17 protein-coding genes are annotated in these 16,299 nt (G+C 66.8%); 10 read left to right on the top strand and 7 right to left on the bottom strand.

The window, feature by feature from the left end; all coding sequences use genetic code 11:
- Both KUV38_RS17560 and KUV38_RS17555 read right to left on the bottom strand, forming a co-directional pair.
- Positions 1-711 (bottom strand): response regulator, encoded by a 711-nt coding sequence (locus KUV38_RS17560; RefSeq protein WP_222471487.1) that lies wholly within the window; start codon positions 709-711, stop codon positions 1-3.
- Positions 711-1,217 carry a MarR family winged helix-turn-helix transcriptional regulator gene (locus tag KUV38_RS17555; protein WP_222471486.1) on the bottom strand — a complete coding sequence of 169 codons (507 nt, stop codon included), beginning with the start codon at positions 1,215-1,217 and terminating at the stop codon, positions 711-713. Before KUV38_RS17555 ends, KUV38_RS17560 begins: the two co-directional genes overlap by 1 nt.
- Before the next feature lie 157 nt (positions 1,218-1,374).
- Between KUV38_RS17555 and KUV38_RS17550 the strand changes: the two genes are divergently transcribed.
- The 3 genes from KUV38_RS17550 to KUV38_RS17540 all read left to right on the top strand — a co-directional run bounded on the left by KUV38_RS17550 (position 1,375) and on the right by KUV38_RS17540 (position 3,736).
- Positions 1,375-2,244, top strand: coding sequence for a branched-chain amino acid aminotransferase (locus KUV38_RS17550; RefSeq protein ID WP_222471485.1), 870 nt, complete (start codon positions 1,375-1,377; stop codon positions 2,242-2,244).
- 94 nt (positions 2,245-2,338) lie between these two features.
- Complete coding sequence (locus tag KUV38_RS17545) at positions 2,339-2,764, top strand: hypothetical protein (protein WP_222471484.1); 426 nt, start codon at positions 2,339-2,341, stop codon at positions 2,762-2,764.
- Positions 2,765-2,827: 63 nt separating this feature from the next.
- The gene (locus KUV38_RS17540) at positions 2,828-3,736 is read left to right on the top strand and encodes a DMT family transporter (protein ID WP_222471483.1); all 909 of its coding nucleotides are present in this window, start codon (positions 2,828-2,830) and stop codon (positions 3,734-3,736) included.
- A gap of 3 nt (positions 3,737-3,739) precedes the next feature.
- Here KUV38_RS17540 and KUV38_RS17535 read toward each other — a convergent pair whose 3' ends face one another.
- Positions 3,740-4,864, bottom strand: a complete 1,125-nt coding sequence (locus KUV38_RS17535) for a HupE/UreJ family protein (protein WP_261385419.1) — start codon at positions 4,862-4,864, stop codon at positions 3,740-3,742.
- On the opposite strand from KUV38_RS17535, the gene KUV38_RS17530 reads away from it, so the two are divergent.
- From KUV38_RS17530 to dxs, 5 genes are read left to right on the top strand one after another with little or no spacing between them, the layout of a single operon-like run.
- On the top strand, positions 4,857-5,663 hold the full coding sequence (locus KUV38_RS17530; RefSeq protein ID WP_261385418.1) for a DUF4198 domain-containing protein: 807 nt from the start codon (positions 4,857-4,859) through the stop codon (positions 5,661-5,663). The two genes, KUV38_RS17535 and KUV38_RS17530, sit on opposite strands and share 8 nt — an antisense overlap.
- Before the next feature lie 36 nt (positions 5,664-5,699).
- Positions 5,700-6,644 carry a histone deacetylase family protein gene (locus KUV38_RS17525; protein ID WP_222471481.1) on the top strand — a complete coding sequence of 315 codons (945 nt, stop codon included), beginning with the start codon at positions 5,700-5,702 and terminating at the stop codon, positions 6,642-6,644.
- Entirely contained in the window at positions 6,641-6,883 is a 243-nt protein-coding gene (locus tag KUV38_RS17520; protein ID WP_222471480.1) for an exodeoxyribonuclease VII small subunit, read from the top strand. The genes KUV38_RS17525 and KUV38_RS17520 overlap by 4 nt, the downstream gene beginning before the upstream one ends.
- Before the next feature lie 12 nt (positions 6,884-6,895).
- Positions 6,896-7,747 carry a polyprenyl synthetase family protein gene (locus KUV38_RS17515; protein WP_410001047.1) on the top strand — a complete coding sequence of 284 codons (852 nt, stop codon included), beginning with the start codon at positions 6,896-6,898 and terminating at the stop codon, positions 7,745-7,747.
- Between the two features lie 9 nt (positions 7,748-7,756).
- Entirely contained in the window at positions 7,757-9,685 is a 1,929-nt protein-coding gene (gene dxs, locus KUV38_RS17510) for a 1-deoxy-D-xylulose-5-phosphate synthase (protein ID WP_222471479.1), read from the top strand.
- Positions 9,686-9,697: 12 nt separating this feature from the next.
- Here the strand turns inward: dxs and KUV38_RS17505 are convergent, their stop codons facing one another.
- The 4 genes from KUV38_RS17505 to KUV38_RS17490 all read right to left on the bottom strand — a co-directional run bounded on the left by KUV38_RS17505 (position 9,698) and on the right by KUV38_RS17490 (position 12,846).
- Complete coding sequence (locus tag KUV38_RS17505; RefSeq protein ID WP_315898658.1) at positions 9,698-10,249, bottom strand: exopolysaccharide biosynthesis protein; 552 nt, start codon at positions 10,247-10,249, stop codon at positions 9,698-9,700.
- A 19-nt stretch (positions 10,250-10,268) separates the two neighbouring features.
- Positions 10,269-11,126, bottom strand: coding sequence for an SDR family oxidoreductase (locus KUV38_RS17500; protein ID WP_222471477.1), 858 nt, complete (start codon positions 11,124-11,126; stop codon positions 10,269-10,271).
- The gene (locus KUV38_RS17495; protein ID WP_222471476.1) at positions 11,119-11,781 is read right to left on the bottom strand and encodes a class II aldolase/adducin family protein; all 663 of its coding nucleotides are present in this window, start codon (positions 11,779-11,781) and stop codon (positions 11,119-11,121) included. Before KUV38_RS17495 ends, KUV38_RS17500 begins: the two co-directional genes overlap by 8 nt.
- Before the next feature lie 66 nt (positions 11,782-11,847).
- Positions 11,848-12,846: a DNA topoisomerase IB gene (locus KUV38_RS17490; RefSeq protein ID WP_261385417.1), complete on the bottom strand. Its 999-nt coding sequence runs from the start codon at positions 12,844-12,846 to the stop codon at positions 11,848-11,850.
- 61 nt (positions 12,847-12,907) lie between these two features.
- Here KUV38_RS17490 and KUV38_RS17485 point away from each other — a divergent pair, with 61 nt between their 5' ends.
- Entirely contained in the window at positions 12,908-14,710 is a 1,803-nt protein-coding gene (locus KUV38_RS17485; RefSeq protein WP_222471475.1) for an adenine deaminase, read from the top strand.
- Positions 14,707-16,191 (top strand): AMP nucleosidase, encoded by a 1,485-nt coding sequence (locus KUV38_RS17480; protein ID WP_222471474.1) that lies wholly within the window; start codon positions 14,707-14,709, stop codon positions 16,189-16,191. The genes KUV38_RS17485 and KUV38_RS17480 overlap by 4 nt, the downstream gene beginning before the upstream one ends.
- The last annotated feature ends 108 nt before the right edge of the window (positions 16,192-16,299 follow it).

Raw genomic sequence — 16,299 nt, 5'->3', positions numbered from 1 at the left:
TCAATCCGGCGCCAGCATATACCCTTCGCCGCGCACGGTTTGCAGGTAGCGCGGCTGTTTCGGGTCGGCCTCGATCTTGCGCCGCAGCCGAGTGATCTGCACGTCCACCGCGCGTTCCTGCGCCTGCCCGCCATCGCGGCCGAGGTCTTCAACCAGCTTGGAGCGGGTCACGGCGCTTCCGGGTTGGGTGGAGAAGATCCGCATGAGGGCGCTTTCGGTCGCCGTCAGCCGCACCATCTCCTCGCCCTTCCACATCTCGCCGCGGGCCACATCGTAGCGCACCGGGCCGAGCGAAAGCACTTTGGGGCCGGTATCCACCGCCACCTCGCTCGGCACCCGGCGCAGGATGGCGTTGATCCGCAGCAGCAGCTCCTTCGGCTCGAAGGGCTTGGGCAGGTAGTCATCCGCCCCGGCCTCCAGCCCGGCGATCCGATCTTCGGTTTCGCCCTTGGCGGTGAGCAGCAGGATCGGGGTGGCGAGGCTCTCGCGCAGGCTGCGGGTCAGCTCGACCCCGGTCTCGCCCGGCATCATCACATCCATCACGATGAGGTCAAACTCCAGCCCGGCCAGAAGGCGGCGGGCGTGGGCGGCATCGCGGGCGGAGGTGGTGATGAACCCGTGGCGCAGGAGGAACTTTTGCAGCAGGCCGCGAATACGCTCGTCATCATCCACGATCAGCAGATGGGCATCACACTGGTCGACTGGAGTCATCAATTCCCCTCCTTGAGCGCGGTATAATGGTGCCGCAGCTCGGGGTCCATCATGGCCTCCAGCACGGCGCGAAAGCCAATCACGGCTTCGGGACCGGCCTGCCGGAAGGCGTGGCGCATCCGGTCGCGCTGGGCATCCGAGAGGCGGCGCTCCAGTTGGGTGCCTGCCTCGGTCAGGTGCAGGTGGCGCTCGCGCCGGTCCTGCCGGCCCACCCGGCTCTCCACCAGCCCGTCCTCGATCAGCGTGCGCAGCACCCGGTTCAGCGATTGCTTGGTCACGCCCAGGATCGACAGCAGGTTGTTGACGGTGGTGCCCGGCGAGCGATGGATGAAATGCACCGCCCGGTGATGCGCCCGGCCATAGCCCAGCTCTTCGAGGATCCGGTCAGGATCGGCGGTGAAACCACGATAGGCGAAGAACATCGCCTCGATTCCCTTCCGCAGCTGCTCGTCGGTCAGAAACAGCAGGCTTTCGCTTGTCGCCGGGTTGCCGGGGCCGTCGGCCATAGTGTTGTCCTTGCTGGATTTCTCCTCTTGGGGCGAGACAATACGTCAGCCTTGTTGACTTTCCAAGCGCGGATCGGTAGTGAGTCGCAGGTTTTGCGCAAGAAAATGTCCGATGCGGACGTAACTGGCGCAACAAATGCAAATTGGAGGGAGCGAGATGGCTGGATCCTACGACGACCGCGACGGCAAGATCTGGATGGATGGCAAGCTGGTGGACTGGCGCAGCGCCAACGTACATCTGCTCACTCACGGGCTGCATTACGCCTCCAGCGTGTTCGAGGGCGAGCGCTGCTACAACGGCAAGATCTTCGAGAGCCGCAAGCATTCCGAGCGGCTGATCGCCTCGGCCAAATGGCTGGATTTCGAGATCCCCTACACCGTGGATGAACTGGAAGCGGCGAAATACGAGATGCTCAAGGCCAACGGCTGGACCGACGCCTACGTGCGCGCCGTCGCATGGCGCGGCTCGGGCGAAGACATGGGCGTGTCGTCCATCCGCAACCCCGTCCGCGTGGCGGTAGCCGGCTGGGAATGGGGCAACTACTACGGCGACGCCAAGATGAAGGGCGCCAAGCTCGATGTCGCCAAGTGGAAGCGCCCGTCGCCCGAGACGATCCCGGTGCACGCGAAGGCCGCCGGGCTCTACATGATCTGCACCATGAGCAAGCACGAGGCCGAGGCCAAGGGCTGCTCGGACGCGCTGTTCATGGACTACCGCGGCTATGTGGCCGAGGCGACCGGCGCCAACATCTTCTTCGTGAAGGACGGCGAGGTGCACACGCCCAAGCCCGATTGCTTCCTCAACGGCATCACCCGGCAGACCGTGATCGGCATGCTGGAGGACCGCCAGATCAAGGTCCACGAGCGGCACATCATGCCCGAGGAACTGGAAGGCTTCGAGCAGTGCTGGCTCACCGGCACCGCCGCCGAAGTCACCCCTGTGGGTCAGATCGGCGACTGGAAGTTCGAGGTCGGCGCGCTCTGCCGCGAGATGAGCGACAGCTACGAGAAGCTGGTGCGGAGCTGAGGCTGACGGCGGCGCGCAACGCGGGCCGCTCTTAACCGGATCGAAAGGCGGTGCTGGGAGACTGGCACCGCCTTTTTCATGCCGGAGCGCCCTCATGTGGGCCAAGCAGCTTCTTTACGGGATCTTTCTTGCCGCCGTGGTCGCCCTGCCCTCGGCGCTTGCGCTCGGGTATTACAAGATCACCGGCGACCCTTCGCTGCGCCCACTCGCGCAGAGCATCGAGTCGGTCGTCTTTGGCGGCACGCTGGGCGAGACCCGCGATCTCAAGGTCGAGCTGCGGCTGCACACCCCGTCGCAGGAGCGCGGGTTCCGGATGGCGCGGCAGATCCAGCGCAGCTTTACCGCGAAAGGGATCGACGCGCAGGTGTTCGTCATCAGCGCGGCGGCGGGCGAGCCGGCCAATGTGGCCTTTGTCGTTCACCGCAACCGGATCGGCCCCTTCCCGCTGTCACGCGCCTCCGACGGCATTCAGGCGGCGGTCTCGGCCTATCACATGACAGTCGGGCGCGCGGCGGAGTGATTTGCGGTCGCACCCGCCGGGCGGACGTGATCTAAGGGCGGCAGACCCGAACAGATTTGCAGTATGAAACCCCTCGTCGGAATCTCGCTCACGCTGGGCGCGATCTTTCTCTTTTCCATCATGGGCGCCCTGGTGAAAGCGGCCGAAGGCGTGCCGGTCGGCCAGACGGTGTTTTTCCGCGCGGGCTGCGGCCTGCCGGTGATCGTCGCATGGCTCTGGCTGCGCGGCGACATGCCCGAGGGGCTCAAGGTGCAAAGCGTCAGGAGCCACGCGATCCGTGCGATTGTCGGCTCTGGCGCAATGGGGCTGGGCTTTCTGGGGCTGCGCTACCTGCCGCTGCCCGAGGTCACGGCACTGCGCTTCATCACCCCGATCCTCATCGTGATCTTCGCCGCCATCCTCCTGCGCGAGCGGGTGCGCCTGCTGCGGATCACCGCCGTCGCCGTAGGGCTGGTGGGGGTGCTCATCATCATGTGGCCCCGCCTCTCGCTCGATGGCGGGGAGCGCGAGTTCATCGGCACGGTGATGATCCTCTCTTCCGCCCTGCTGGCCTCGCTGGCGCAGATCTTCGTCAAGGCGATGGCCTCGAAAGAGAGCACCGCCGCCATCGTCTTCTACTTCTCGGCCACCGCCACCACCCTCTCGCTGCTGACGATCCCGTGGGGCTGGGTCTGGCCGACACCGCTGGAATGGGCCCTGCTCATCGGCGCGGGGCTGACCGGCGGCGCGGGGCAGATCCTCGTCACCTCCTCCTACCGCTTCGCCGATGCCTCGCTGCTCGCGCCTTATACCTACAGCTCGATGATCTGGGCGCTGGTGATCGGCTTCTTCGTGTTCAACGAGGTGCCGACCCTGCAAATGCTGGCCGGTGCGGCGCTGGTGATCTGCGCGGGTGCCTTCATCGTCTGGCGCGAGCAGCAGCTCGGCAAGGACCGGGCCGCGCGCGGCAAGATCAACGCGACGATGAAGTAACGCTCAGAGCAGCGTGCGTTCGACCACCCAGAAGGCGGCCACGGCGGCAATCGCCAGCGAGGCCGGGATGGCGATGAACCGGCGATACCACGGCTTGCGGCCAAACCAGTAGCCCACCGTCAGGAAGGCCACGGCAATCACCGTCAGCTGCCCGATCTCGACCCCGATGTTGAAGCCGATCAGCCCGGTCAAAAAGCGCGCTGGCTCCAGCCCCACATCGCCCAGCACATAGGCAAAGCCCAGCCCGTGCAGCAGGCCGAAGGTCGTTACCACCGCCACCCGCCACCAGCCGAGCCGCCCGCCAAAGATGTTTTCAACCGCGACATAAACGATCGAGGCGGCAATCAGCGGCTCCACCACTGCCGCAGGGATCACCACGATCTTCAGGCTCGCCAGCGCGAGCGTGACAGTATGGGCCAGCGTGAAGGCCGAGATTTGCCAGACCAGCGGGCGCATCTTGAGCGAAAAGAAGAACAGCCCGAGCACGAAGAGGATGTGATCCAGCCCCTTGGGGATGATGTGCTCGAAGCCCACCACGATGTATCGGGTGAAGAGGGCGGCCCACCCCTCGGTCACGATTTCGCCGCTCCGGGGCAGCGGCTGGCTCACTGTGCCGGGGTTGAGAAAGTCCGAATAGGCATCTTCCCCGCCGCCGACCTGCCGCAGGATCAGCGGGCCAAAGCCCGAGGTCCAGCCCACCGTCACCGGCGCGTCACCGGGCGGCAGCGCGCCCGTGATCACGGCGCGCCCATCGCGCGGCAGGCTTTCATCGGGCACGTCGGCAATAGTGATATCGGTCAGCTCCAGCGTTACCGGCGCGTCGCCAGCACGCAAGTCAAAATCCGCTCGCAGGGTGGGCCAGGCCTCGTAGAACCGCTGGGCCAGCTCTTCAGCGGGCAGGGCGCGCAGCGCGTCATACTCCGCCGCTTCGGGCGCATCATCGGTGTTCTCGCCGGTGGATTGGTCGATCCCCGCGAGCATGGCCTCCGTGTTCAGCGAGAGTTCCAGTTTCACTGTTTCGGCCGAAACCGTCACATCCGCCACCGAGGGGTTCAACTCGTGGGCGGCGCTCGCGGAGGCGTGGGTTGACAGCAGAAGGGCAAGTGCCAGTGTCCGTAGGATGTTCATGCGTCTCGCCTCACTCGCCATGTGCCTCAGCGCCGCGCTGCCTGCTGCGGCCCATGAGTTCTGGATTTCGCCCGATGCCTATGCGGTCCCGGTTGGCGGCACGCTATCGGCGGAGTTCCGGGTAGGGCAAGAGTTCAAGGGCGCCGGATACGTCTTTGTGCCCGGCCGCTCCGAGCGCTTCGAGGTGGTCACGCCCCAGGGCGTGGTGGAGGTGACACCCCGCGTGGGCGACCGCCCCGCACTCAACATCCCGGCCCCCGCCGAGGGGCTGCACGTGGTGGTCCACCAGACCGGCGAGCTGAGCCTCACCTACAAAGACGTGGCCCAGTTCCGCCGGTTCATCGAACACAAGGATTGGGCCGAGTTAGAGACGGTTCATCACGAGCGCGGCCTGCCGGAAGAACGCTTCAAGGAGGCCTACCGCCGCTACGCCAAGAGCCTCATCGCCGTGGGCAATGCCGAAGGGGCTGACCGCGCGATGGGGCTCGAGATCGAGATCGTCGCGGTGAAAAACCCCTATGTCGACGACCTCTCCGGCGGCATGGTGGTCGATGTCATCTACGATGGCGCCGCCCGGGCCGATGCGCAGGTGGAGATTCTCGACAAGGCCCCCGACGGCACCGTCGAGGTCAGCCAGATCCGCACCGATGCCACCGGGCGCGCGGTGTTCCCGGTCACGCCGGGGCATGAGTACCTCGTCGATAGCGTGGTCGTGCGGGCCGAGCCGAACGACGATGCCCAGGCCGGGCCTGTCTGGCGCTCGCTCTGGGCCTCGCTCACCTTCCGCGTCCCCGAGTAGCTTGCGGGCGCGCGCCCGGCGCGGCAGGGTAGCGCCATGACGACCGCCCTCTTTACCCATGACGATTGCCTCCGGCACCTCACGCCCCCCGGCCACCCCGAGCGGGTGGCGAGGCTGGAGGCGATTCTCGAAGTGCTCGAAACCCCCGAATTTGCCGCGCTGGACTGGCACGATTGCCCGCTCGCCGACCGCGCCGAGCTGCTGCGCGTCCACCCCGAGGCCCATGTGGCCGCGGTGGAGCGCGCGGTGGAGGCCGCGGGTGATGGCTGGGCCTCGATCGACGCCGACACCCACGTGATGGCCGGCTCACTCAACGCCGCCCTGCGCGGCGCGGGCGGCTGCGTGGCCGCCGTGGAGCGGGTGATGAGCGGTGCGGCCCAGAACGCCTTCGTCGCCGCACGGCCGCCGGGGCACCACGCCGAAAAGACCACGCCGATGGGCTTCTGCCTCTTCGGAAACGTCTCTATTGCAGCGAAAAACGCACTCGATGTTCACGGACTGAGCCGCGTCGCCGTGATGGATTTCGACGTTCACCACGGCAACGGCACGCAGGACTTGCTGTGGGACGAGACCCGCTGCCTGTTCATCTCCACCCACCAGTCGCCGCTCTACCCCGGCACCGGCGCTCAGCACGAGTCCGGCGCCGACAACAACGTGATGAACGTGCCGCTCCCGCCCGAGACCGGGAGCCAGGGCTTTCGCCGGGTGATGGACGCCGAGGTTCTGCCCGCGCTGGATGACTTCGCGCCCGAGCTGCTGCTGATCTCCGCCGGGTTCGACGCCCACCGCGCCGACCCACTGGCCCAGCTGAACCTTGTGGAGGAAGATTTCGCATGGGCGACCGAGCGGCTCTGCGATGTGGCCGATGCGCACGCCGGTGGCCGGGTGGTCTCGACCCTCGAGGGCGGATATGATCTGGAGGCGCTGGCCGCGAGCACGGCGGCGCATGTGAAAGTGCTGATGAAACGGGGCGCAAGATGAACGACAAGCCGGTGGCAGAGATGAGCTTCGAGGAGGCAATCCGTGAGCTGGAGGCGGTGGTGAGCCGTCTGGAGGGCGGCGAGGTGCCGCTGGAGGATTCGATTGCCCTCTACCAGCGCGGCTCGGAGCTGCGGGCCAAATGCGATGCGCTGCTGAAGGCCGCCGAGGAAAAGGTCGCCAAGATCACCACCGACGCCGATGGCAATGCGGCGGGCACCGCCCCGCTGGATGTCGACTAAGGCCGTTTTGCCGTGAAACAGAGACTTTCCGAGGCGCAGCAACTCGCCAGCGCCGCGATTTCTGCCGCGCTGCCCAAGGGCGGCACGGTGGCCGAGGCGATGGGTTATGCCTGCGCGGGCGGCAAGGGGCTGCGGGCGCTTCTGGTGGTCGAATCGGCGCGGCTGCACGGCATGGCCGCCAAGGCCGGGCCGGTGGCCGGAGCAATCGAGGCGCTTCACGCCTACTCTCTCATCCACGATGACCTGCCCTGCATGGATGACGACGATCTGCGCCGCGGCCAGCCCACCGTGCATCGCAAGTGGGATGAGGCCACCGCCGTGCTAGCGGGGGACGCGCTGCAATCGCTCGCCTTTCAACTCATCGCGGAGGCCGACCTGCCTACCGGGGCCCGTATTGCGCTGGTACAGAGCCTTTCCGTGGCCGCCGGCGTGCGCGGCATGGTCGGCGGCCAGGCCGCCGACATCGCCGCCGAAACCGCCGAAACGCCCCTGACCCTGCCCCAGATCGAAGCGCTGCAAGCGGGCAAGACCGGGGCGCTGATCACTTGGTCTGCGCTGGCCGGGCCGCGCATGGCAGGGCAGGATTCCGCCGGGCTGCGACACTATGGCGATGCGGTTGGACGGGCTTTTCAGATCTTTGATGACATATTGGATGTAGAGGGCAGCGCCGAGGCCGTCGGCAAGGCGGTCGGCAAGGATGCGGCCCGGGGCAAGGCGACCTTCGTGTCGCTCCTCGGGCTGGAGCCCGCGCGCAAGCGTGCCGCCGATCTGGTCGAGGAAGCCATCGCGGCGCTGGAGCCCTACGGGCAGGAGGCCGAAACGTTGCGGGAGCTTGCGCGTTTCGTTATTGCCCGCCGCAGTTAGGAGGCCCCGATGAGCCAAAGCCCAGCCACGCCCACGCTCGACCGTGTGAACGAGCCCGCCGCCCTGCGCCAGATGAGCGACGCCGAGCTGAAACAGGTCGCCGGGGAGCTGCGGGCCGAAACCATCGACGCCGTCAGCCAGACCGGCGGACACCTTGGCGCGGGCCTCGGCGTGGTGGAGCTGACGGTGGCGCTCCATGCGGTGTTCGACACGCCCCGCGACCGGCTGATCTGGGACGTGAGCCACCAGTGCTACCCCCACAAGATCCTCACCGGCCGCCGCGACCGCATCCGCACCCTGCGCCAGAAAGACGGGCTGAGCGGCTTCACCAAGCGGACCGAAAGCCTCTACGACCCCTTCGGCGCCGCCCATAGCTCCACCTCAATCAGCGCCGCCCTCGGCTTTGCCGTGGCGCATGATCTCGGCGCGCCCGCCGACCCGCCGCTGGGCGACGCGATTGCCGTCATCGGTGACGGCGCGATGAGCGCGGGCATGGCCTATGAGGCGATGAACAATGCGGGCCACCTCGGCAAACGGCTCTTCGTGGTGCTGAACGACAACGAGATGAGCATCGCACCGCCCACCGGCGCGATGAGCGCCTACCTCAGCCGCCTTTATGCCGGCGCGCCGTTTCAGGAGTTCAAGGCCGCCGCCAAGGGCGCGGTCTCGCTGCTGCCCAGCCCGTTTCAGGAGGGCGCGCGGCGGGCGAAGGAACTGCTGAAGAGCGTCACCGTGGGCGGCACAATGTTCGAGGAGCTTGGCTTTTCCTACGTTGGCCCGATCGACGGGCACGACATGGAGCAGCTTCTGCCGGTCCTCCGCACGGTCAAGGCACGGGCGGACGGGCCGGTGTTGATCCATGTGATCACAAAGAAGGGCAAGGGCTACGCCCCCGCCGAAACGGCGGCAGACAAGGGCCACGGCGTCGCCCGGTTCGATGTGATCACAGGCGAGCAGAAGAAGGCGCCGAGCAACGCGCCAAGCTACACCAAGGTCTTCGCCCAGAGCCTGATCCAAGAGGCGGAGGACGACCCGCTGATCACCGCCGTCACCGCCGCCATGCCCGATGGCACTGGGCTGGACCTTGTCGGCAAGCGCTTTCCGACCCGCGTGTTCGACGTGGGCATTGCCGAGCAACATGCGGTGACCTTCGCCGCCGGTCAGGCCGCTGGCGGGCTCAAACCCTTCTGCGCGATTTACTCCACATTCCTGCAACGCGGTTACGACCAGGTCGTGCATGACGTGGCGATCCAGCGCCTTCCTGTCCGCTTCGCAATCGACCGCGCGGGGCTGGTCGGGGCCGATGGCGCCACCCACGCGGGCGCGTTCGACGTGGCCTTTATGGCCAACCTGCCCGGCATGGTGGTCATGGCCGCCGCCGACGAGGCCGAACTGCGCCACATGGTCGCCACCGCCGCCGCGCATGACGAGGGGCCCATCGCCTTCCGCTATCCGCGCGGCGAAGGCACGGGGGTCGACATGCCGGAGCGCGGCGTGCCGCTCGAAATCGGCAAGGGCCGGATCATTCAGGAGGGCAAGCGCGTGGCGCTGCTGTCCTTCGGCGCGCGGCTCTCCGAGGTGATCACCGCCGCCGAGGCTCTGGCTGCAAAGGGTATCACCCCGACAATCGCCGATGCCCGCTTCGCCAAACCGCTGGACCAAGAGCTTTGCCTGCGACTCGCCGCCGAGCATGAGGCCGTGATCACGATCGAGGAAGGCGCGGTGGGCGGATTCGGCAGCCATGTCGCCCAGCTCTACGCAGAGGAAGGTGTGTTCGACCACGGGCTGAAATTCCGCTCGATGGTCCTGCCCGATATCTTCATCGATCAGGCCAGCCCGCGCGACATGTGGTCGGTTGCGGCGCTCAACGCAGAGGACATCGAGGCCAAGGTGCTCAGCGTGCTCGACGTGGCGAAGATCGGCTCGAAACGGGCCTGAACAGAGCCTGTTTCAGCTCAACAGCCAGTAAATCGCCCCACCGGCCACGCCAATCCAGAGGTAGCCGAGCAGGGTATAGAGCCCGTCGCGCACCAGCAGGCCAATGGCCAGAAGGCTGATGGCAACCGCAAAGAGCGATGTGACCATCGGCAGAAGTTCGAGGAAGGGGATCACGACGCAGATTAGCGTGATCACAAGCGCGGTGATCAGGTTGGCCGGGCGTGAAACCAAGGGGCTGAGCCGCTTACGCGAGTGATCGTCGATCCAGCGGCAGGGCTTGCGCATCCAGTCCACCGCCCCCGCCAGCCGCTCCCCGGCCACATTGCGACGGGTCAGCCAACCGGGCAGCCAAAGGTGGGTGCGACCTATCAGCTTCTGCACGATCACCAGAGCGATCAGAGTGGCCCCGATGGTCGGCAGTCCGGGGATGCCCGAAAGCGGCGTGACGAGAATCAGCGCCGGGATCAGCACCAGCGGCGCGAAGGCGCGCATCCCGATCTCTTCCAGCAGGTCCTTGATCGAGACTGTTTCGGGCTCGGAGAGCCGGTCAAGCGCCTCCAGCACGTCGCTCAGCGAGCGAATCTCATGCGTCGCGGAGGAGCGCGCCGAGCCCTTCCCGGTAGGTCGGGAAGAGGAGTTCCACTCCAAGGTCTCGCTTGATCCGGTCATTCCTCACCCGCTTGCTCTCTGCATAGAAACTGCGGGCCATGGGGGTAAGTTCCGCCTCTTCGAAGGGAATCGCCTCGGGCACCGGCAGGCCGAGCAGTTCGGCGGCATGAGCGATCACATCCTGCGGTGGGGCCGGGTCGTCATCGCAGAGGTTGTAGATCGCGCCAGGGTCGGGCCGCGCCATCGAGGCCGCGAGCACTTGGGCAATGTCCTCGACATGGATGCGCGAAAACACCTGCCCGGGCTTGATGATCCGCCGCGCGGTGCCGGCGCGCACCTTGGTGAACGGACCGCGCCCGGGGCCATAGATGCCCGCGAGCCGAAAGATATGCAGCGGCAGGCCATGGGTGGCGGCGAGGCTTTGCCAGGCGGATTCGGCTTGAAGCCGCATCTCGCCTCGGCGGGTCGAGGGGGTCAGCGGTGTCTCCTCATCCACCCACTCACCAGAGTGGTCGCCATAGACCCCGGTGGTGGAGAGGTAGCCGATCCAGTCAGGCCTCGTTTCAGCAAGGATAGAGCCGATCTCCGGCAAAAACGGGTCGCCCTCCTCGGTTGGCCCTGCGTTCAGCAGAACGTGCGAGGCGCGGGCGGCGAGCGGGGCGAGGTCGGTGCCCGGCCAGAGGTGCATCTCGGCGTGACCGGCCTCCAGCTTCTCAGCGCTGCGCGTGGTGCCGATCACTGTCCACCCCTCAGGGGCGATCCGTGCGGCGAGGGCGCGGGCCGAATAGCCGTGACCGAGCGACAGAAGGGTTTTGCCCGGCGCGTCAGTCACCGGTCACCGCTTTGACGGCGGCAAAGAAGGCCTCGGCATCCGGCTCAGGCCCAGCGGCGGCCAGCTCGTCAGGCAGAATCCGCAGCGCGTGGCCGGTTGCCAGCGCCCGCAGGTAGGTGCCGGCGGCCCGCTCGAAGCGGTGAAGGTTCGACAGCGCGTGAGACACCCGGCTGCCGAGGGTCAGCACGCCCTGGTTGCCGATCACCGCGGCGCGGGTGTCGGGCGCGGCGAGCAGCGCGGCAAGGCGCGGGCCTTCCTCTTCCGCCGGGCGGCCCCCGAAATCGGGGTCGACCACGTGGCGGTGATGAAAGAGCGCGGAGTCCGGGCAGATCGGCGGCAGCAGGCTTTCGGAAAGCGCGGCCAGCGCGAGGGCGTTCTGCGGGCGGGCGAAGATCAGGCAGCGGGCGTCCACCTGCCCCAGCGCGGCGGCCAAGGCGGCGCCCATCCCGTGCGGCGCCTCGGAGCCAATCGCATCCGGCCCGGCGCCCGCGCCGCCCGCCACGAGCACCGTGTCGCCATCGGCCTTGAGCAGCGCCAGAAAGTCCCCCGGCTCGCCCAGCCCATTGCGCAACGCCCAGCCGCTTGCCGCCGAGAGGTCGGTGCGATCGGGCCAATTGCTGATGCTTGGCAGGCTGGAAAAGAGGCCTTTTTGCATGAGATCCTGAATAATCAGGTGGGCTGGCGGGTCAAGGCCCTGCTGCGGCGCAGAGCGGGCCTTCGCCTAGGGCTGCCAGCGCGCGATCAACTTCAGGAGCCGCCGCTCGGGCAGGCGCAGGCCGGGGCGGTCGGGCGCTGTCTCAGGCAGGGCGGATGGGTCTTCAGCGAGGTCGATCACGGCGGGGTGGATGTAACTGTTGCGGGCGATTGTGGCGGTATTGCCGAGCCGCTGTGCCGCGGCCTCCGACATGGCCTTGATCGTGACTGTTTCAGCCGAACTCGCCGCCTCGAGCGCCGCCACCGAGCCGGACCACGTGCGAAAGGTCTTGGCGGTGATGCCCGGTGTGCCGGTCAGATCAGCCAGCCAGGCGTTCACCCTGGAGGAGCTGACGGTGCGCGCCTCGCCCTCTTCATCCACCCATGTCACCAGCTCGGCGCCGGGCAGATCATCAAGCTCCTGCAGGGTCTGCTGCATCCGCTTGTTGCCAATCTTCCGCCGCACCTTCTTGCCGCCCTTTGAGGTGTAGCCAAGGTGCAGGTCACCGTCCTTCAGCCGCAGGTGGCGGGAGCGGAGCGTGGTGGCGCCGTAGGTGCCGTTTTCGCTGGCATAGTCACTGTTTCCAACCCGCAGCGAGAGCCTGTCGATCATCGCGATGACGGCGGCGAGGGCGAAGGCCTCCTCGCCTGCATCGAGGTTCAGGTCGCGGGCCACGCGGCGGCGGATCGCGGGCAGGGCCTCCCCGAAGGCAGGCAGCTCGGAGTATTTGGTGGCGGCACGAAAGGCCGTCCAATCCGGGTGGTAGCGATATTGCTTGCGCGCCCGCGCGTCGACCCCCGTGGCCTGCAAGTGGCCGTTCAGCTTTGGCGAAATCCAAACATCCTCATAGGCGGGCGGCACTGCCAGCGCCTTGAGCCGCGCGCGCTCCGTGCGGTCGTCGATCGTGGTGCCGTCTGGCGCGGTGTAGGTAAAGCCGCGACCGCAGCGGCGCCGGGCGATGCCGGGGCGGCTGTCGGGATAGTACACGAGGGAGGCGGGCGCGGCGTTCATGGCCAGAAAACGCATCTGCCGCCACGGCGGTTCCGCCGGGGGTTGCGCAGCCGGGCGGCGCATGGACAATTGCGCCATGACGGCTGATTTCAAAACATGGGCGGAGGCGGCACCCGAGCTGGTGGCCGTGGCCGCAGGGCGCGAAGCGGCGGATCTGGTGATCCGTGGCGGCAAGCTGGTGAACGTGCAGAGCCGCGAGGTGCTGGACGGCTGGCAGGTGGCGGTGAAGGCGGGGCGGTTTGCCTATGTCGGGCCGGATGCCTCCCATTGCATCGGCGATGCGACCGAGGTGGTGGAGGCCGAAGGGCGCTACCTGATCCCCGGCCTCTGCGACGGGCATATGCACATCGAGAGCGGCATGCTGACCCCGGCTGAGTTCGCCCGCGCGGTCACCCCCCACGGCACGACCGTCATGTTCACCGACCCGCACGAGATCGCCAATGTGCTGGGGCTGGAAGGCGTGCGGCTGATGCACGATGAGGCTCTGTTGCAGCCGGTTTCGATCTTCACCCAGATGCCAAGCTGCGCCCCCTCCGCGCCGGGGCTGGAGACGACCGGCTTCGAGATCAGCCCCGAGGATGTGGCCGAGGCGATGGATTGGCCCGGCATCATTGGGCTGGGCGAGATGATGAACTTTCCCGGTGTCAGCGCGGGCGACCCGAAGATGCTGGCCGAGATCGCCGCCACCCAGCGGGCCGGCAAGACGGTGGGCGGCCACTATGCCTCGCCCGATCTTGGCCCGGCGTTCCATGCCTATGTCGCCGGTGGCCCGGCGGATGACCATGAGGGGACCGGCGAAGCCGATGCGGTGATGCGCGTGCGGCAGGGGATGCGCTCTATGATGCGGCTGGGGAGCGCCTGGTATGACGTGGAGAGCCAGATCACCGCGGTGACCGAAAAGGGCCTCGACCCGCGCAACTTCATCCTCTGCACCGATGATTGCCACTCCGGCACGCTGGTGCATGACGGCCATATGAACCGGGTGGTCCGCCATGCCATCGACTGCGGCTGCGACCCGCTGATCGCGCTCCAGATGGCCACGGTGAACACCGCCACCCACTTTGGACTTGAACGGGAGTTGGGCTCCATCGCACCGGGCCGGCGGGCGGATGTGATCCTGACCTCCGATCTCAAGGCCCTGCCGATTGAGAAGGTCTGGGCAAAAGGCGTGCTGGTGGCTGAATCCGGCAAGGTCAGTGTCGATTTTCCGCATCTGGACTGGCCCGAGAAGGCCCGCAACACGGTGCATCTGGGCAAGACCCTCACGGCGCCCGATTTCATCATCGAGGCTCCGGAGGGGGCCAACTCCGTCCGCGCCCGGGTCATCGGGGTGGTCGAGAACCAGGCACCGACCAAGGCCTTGGTTGAGGAGCTGCCGGTGGTCGACGGCGTGGCCGAGGGCGCGGAGGGCACCTGCCAGATCGCGCTGGTCGAGCGGCATCGCGGCACCGGGGGCGTGACCAACGGTTTCGTCAAAGGCTTCGGCTACGAGGGGCGCATGGCGATGGCTTCCACCGTCGCCCATGACAGCCACCACATGATCGTCGTCGGCACCGACCGCGAGATGATGGCGAAGGCCGCCAACCGGCTGGGCGAGGTGGGCGGCGGCGTGACGGTCTGGAAGGACGGCGCCGAGCTGGCGCTGGTCGAGCTGCCCATCGCCGGGCTGATGAGCGACAGCCCCGCCAGCGAGGTCGCCGAGAAGGCCGCGCAGATGGTGAGCGCGATGGAGGCCTGCGGCTGCACGCTCAACAATGCCTACATGCAGCATTCTCTCCTCGCGCTGGTCGTGATACCCGAACTCAGGATTTCGGATCTCGGGCTTGTCGATGTCACCAAGTTCGAGCTGACCGAGCTGTTCGAGGAGGGGGCAGGATGAACGCGAACGAGCAAATCACCCCGGTCGTCACGCCAGAGGGCCAGCGCGCCGAGCTGTTTGACGATCCGGCCAAGGCCGTAGAGCGGCTGGAAGAGCTGTATCACGACAGCACCCGCTTTCTGGCCAAGCACTTCAGCGAGGCGGTCACCGGCGATGCGCCGACTGTACGCTACCGCGCCTACTACCCCGAGATCCGCCTCACCACCACGAGCCACGCCAAGACCGACAGCCGCCTTGCCTTCGGCCATGTCGCCGGGCCGGGCACCTACAGCACCACTGTCACGCGGCCCGATCTGTTCCGGTCCTACCTCAAGCAGCAGATCGGCCTGCTGATCCACAACCACAACCAGCCGGTGCTGATCGGCCCCTCCGCCACGCCGATCCCGGTGCATTTTGCCGTGGCGAACGATGCCAAGGTCTCGGTCCCGCAGGACGGCGCGCTCAGCTACCCGCTGCGCGACGTGTTTGATGTGCCGGACCTCTCCACCACCAATGACGCGATCGTGGATGATTTCGGCTATGTCCATGAAGATGGCAGCCACCCGCTTGCCCCCTTCAGCGCCCAGCGGATCGATTATTCGCTCGCCCGGCTCAGCCATTACACCGCAACCGCGGCGGACCACTTCCAGAACCACGTGCTCTTCACCAACTACCAGTTCTACGTCGAAGAGTTCGAGGCCTACGCCCGGCACGTGCTGGCCGATCCCAAGAGCGGCTACACCAGCTTCGTCAGCACCGGCAACGTCGAGATCACCGATCCCGAGGCCGAGATCCTGACACCGGCAAAGATGCCGCAGATGCCGACCTATCACCTCAAGGCCGAGAACGGCGCGGGAATCACCCTCGTCAACATCGGCGTCGGCCCCTCCAACGCCAAGACGGCCACCGACCATATCGCCGTGCTCCGGCCCCACGCCTGGCTGATGGTGGGCCATTGCGCGGGCCTGCGGAACAGCCAGAGCCTTGGCGACTTCGTGCTCGCCCACGCCTACCTGCGCGAAGATCACGTGCTGGATGATGACCTGCCGGTCTGGGTGCCGATCCCGCCGCTGGCCGAGATCCAGATCGCGCTCGAGAAGGGCGTGGCCGACGTGACCCAGCTCGAGGGCTTCGAGCTGAAGCGCATCATGCGCACAGGCACCGTCGCCACCATCGACAACCGCAACTGGGAGCTGCGCGACCAGTCCGGCCCGGTCCAACGCCTCAGCCAGTCCCGCGCCGTGGCCCTCGACATGGAGAGCGCGACCATCGCCGCCAACGGCTTCCGCTTCCGGGTGCCCTACGGCACGCTGCTCTGCGTGAGCGACAAGCCGCTGCATGGCGAGCTGAAACTGCCCGGGATGGCCTCGGAGTTCTATAAATCACAGGTTGCAAACCATCTTCTGATCGGGATACGAGCGATGGAACACCTGCGGACAATGCCGCTGGAGCGGCTGCACAGCCGGAAATTGCGCAGTTTTGACGAAACTGCCTTCCTCTGATCCCGAAAATCGCAGAAAACGCCTTGATTTACTGGGCGAAGGGCCACTAAACGTTGTGGGACGCCGCAAGATGGCGTAGATTTGCCAAACATAAGACCCAGACTTGGG

This window comes from Vannielia litorea (assembly GCF_019801175.1).
Taxonomy (GTDB): Bacteria; Pseudomonadota; Alphaproteobacteria; order Rhodobacterales; family Rhodobacteraceae; genus Vannielia; species Vannielia litorea_B.
The sequence above is the reverse complement of the archived record's forward strand: the minus strand, read 5'-3'. Positions and strand labels throughout refer to the sequence as shown.

Bases quoted from the DNA above. Each gene is read 5' to 3' on its own strand.
- KUV38_RS17555 (WP_222471486.1), bottom strand. From the start codon at position 1,217: ATGGCCGACGGCCCCGGCAACCCGGCGACAAGCGAAAGCCTGCTGTTT.
- KUV38_RS17535 (WP_261385419.1), bottom strand. From the start codon at position 4,864: ATGAACATCCTACGGACACTGGCACTTGCCCTTCTGCTGTCAACCCAC.
- KUV38_RS17485 (WP_222471475.1), top strand. From the start codon at position 12,908: ATGACGGCTGATTTCAAAACATGGGCGGAGGCGGCACCCGAGCTGGTG.
- KUV38_RS17490 (WP_261385417.1), bottom strand. From the start codon at position 12,846: ATGCGTTTTCTGGCCATGAACGCCGCGCCCGCCTCCCTCGTGTACTAT.
- KUV38_RS17480 (WP_222471474.1), top strand. From the start codon at position 14,707: ATGAACGCGAACGAGCAAATCACCCCGGTCGTCACGCCAGAGGGCCAG.
- dxs (WP_222471479.1), top strand. From the start codon at position 7,757: ATGAGCCAAAGCCCAGCCACGCCCACGCTCGACCGTGTGAACGAGCCC.
- KUV38_RS17520 (WP_222471480.1), top strand. From the start codon at position 6,641: ATGAACGACAAGCCGGTGGCAGAGATGAGCTTCGAGGAGGCAATCCGT.
- KUV38_RS17530 (WP_261385418.1), top strand. From the start codon at position 4,857: ATGTTCATGCGTCTCGCCTCACTCGCCATGTGCCTCAGCGCCGCGCTG.
- KUV38_RS17525 (WP_222471481.1), top strand. From the start codon at position 5,700: ATGACGACCGCCCTCTTTACCCATGACGATTGCCTCCGGCACCTCACG.
- KUV38_RS17545 (WP_222471484.1), top strand. From the start codon at position 2,339: ATGTGGGCCAAGCAGCTTCTTTACGGGATCTTTCTTGCCGCCGTGGTC.
- KUV38_RS17540 (WP_222471483.1), top strand. From the start codon at position 2,828: ATGAAACCCCTCGTCGGAATCTCGCTCACGCTGGGCGCGATCTTTCTC.
- KUV38_RS17560 (WP_222471487.1), bottom strand. From the start codon at position 711: ATGACTCCAGTCGACCAGTGTGATGCCCATCTGCTGATCGTGGATGAT.
- KUV38_RS17550 (WP_222471485.1), top strand. From the start codon at position 1,375: ATGGCTGGATCCTACGACGACCGCGACGGCAAGATCTGGATGGATGGC.
- KUV38_RS17495 (WP_222471476.1), bottom strand. From the start codon at position 11,781: ATGCAAAAAGGCCTCTTTTCCAGCCTGCCAAGCATCAGCAATTGGCCC.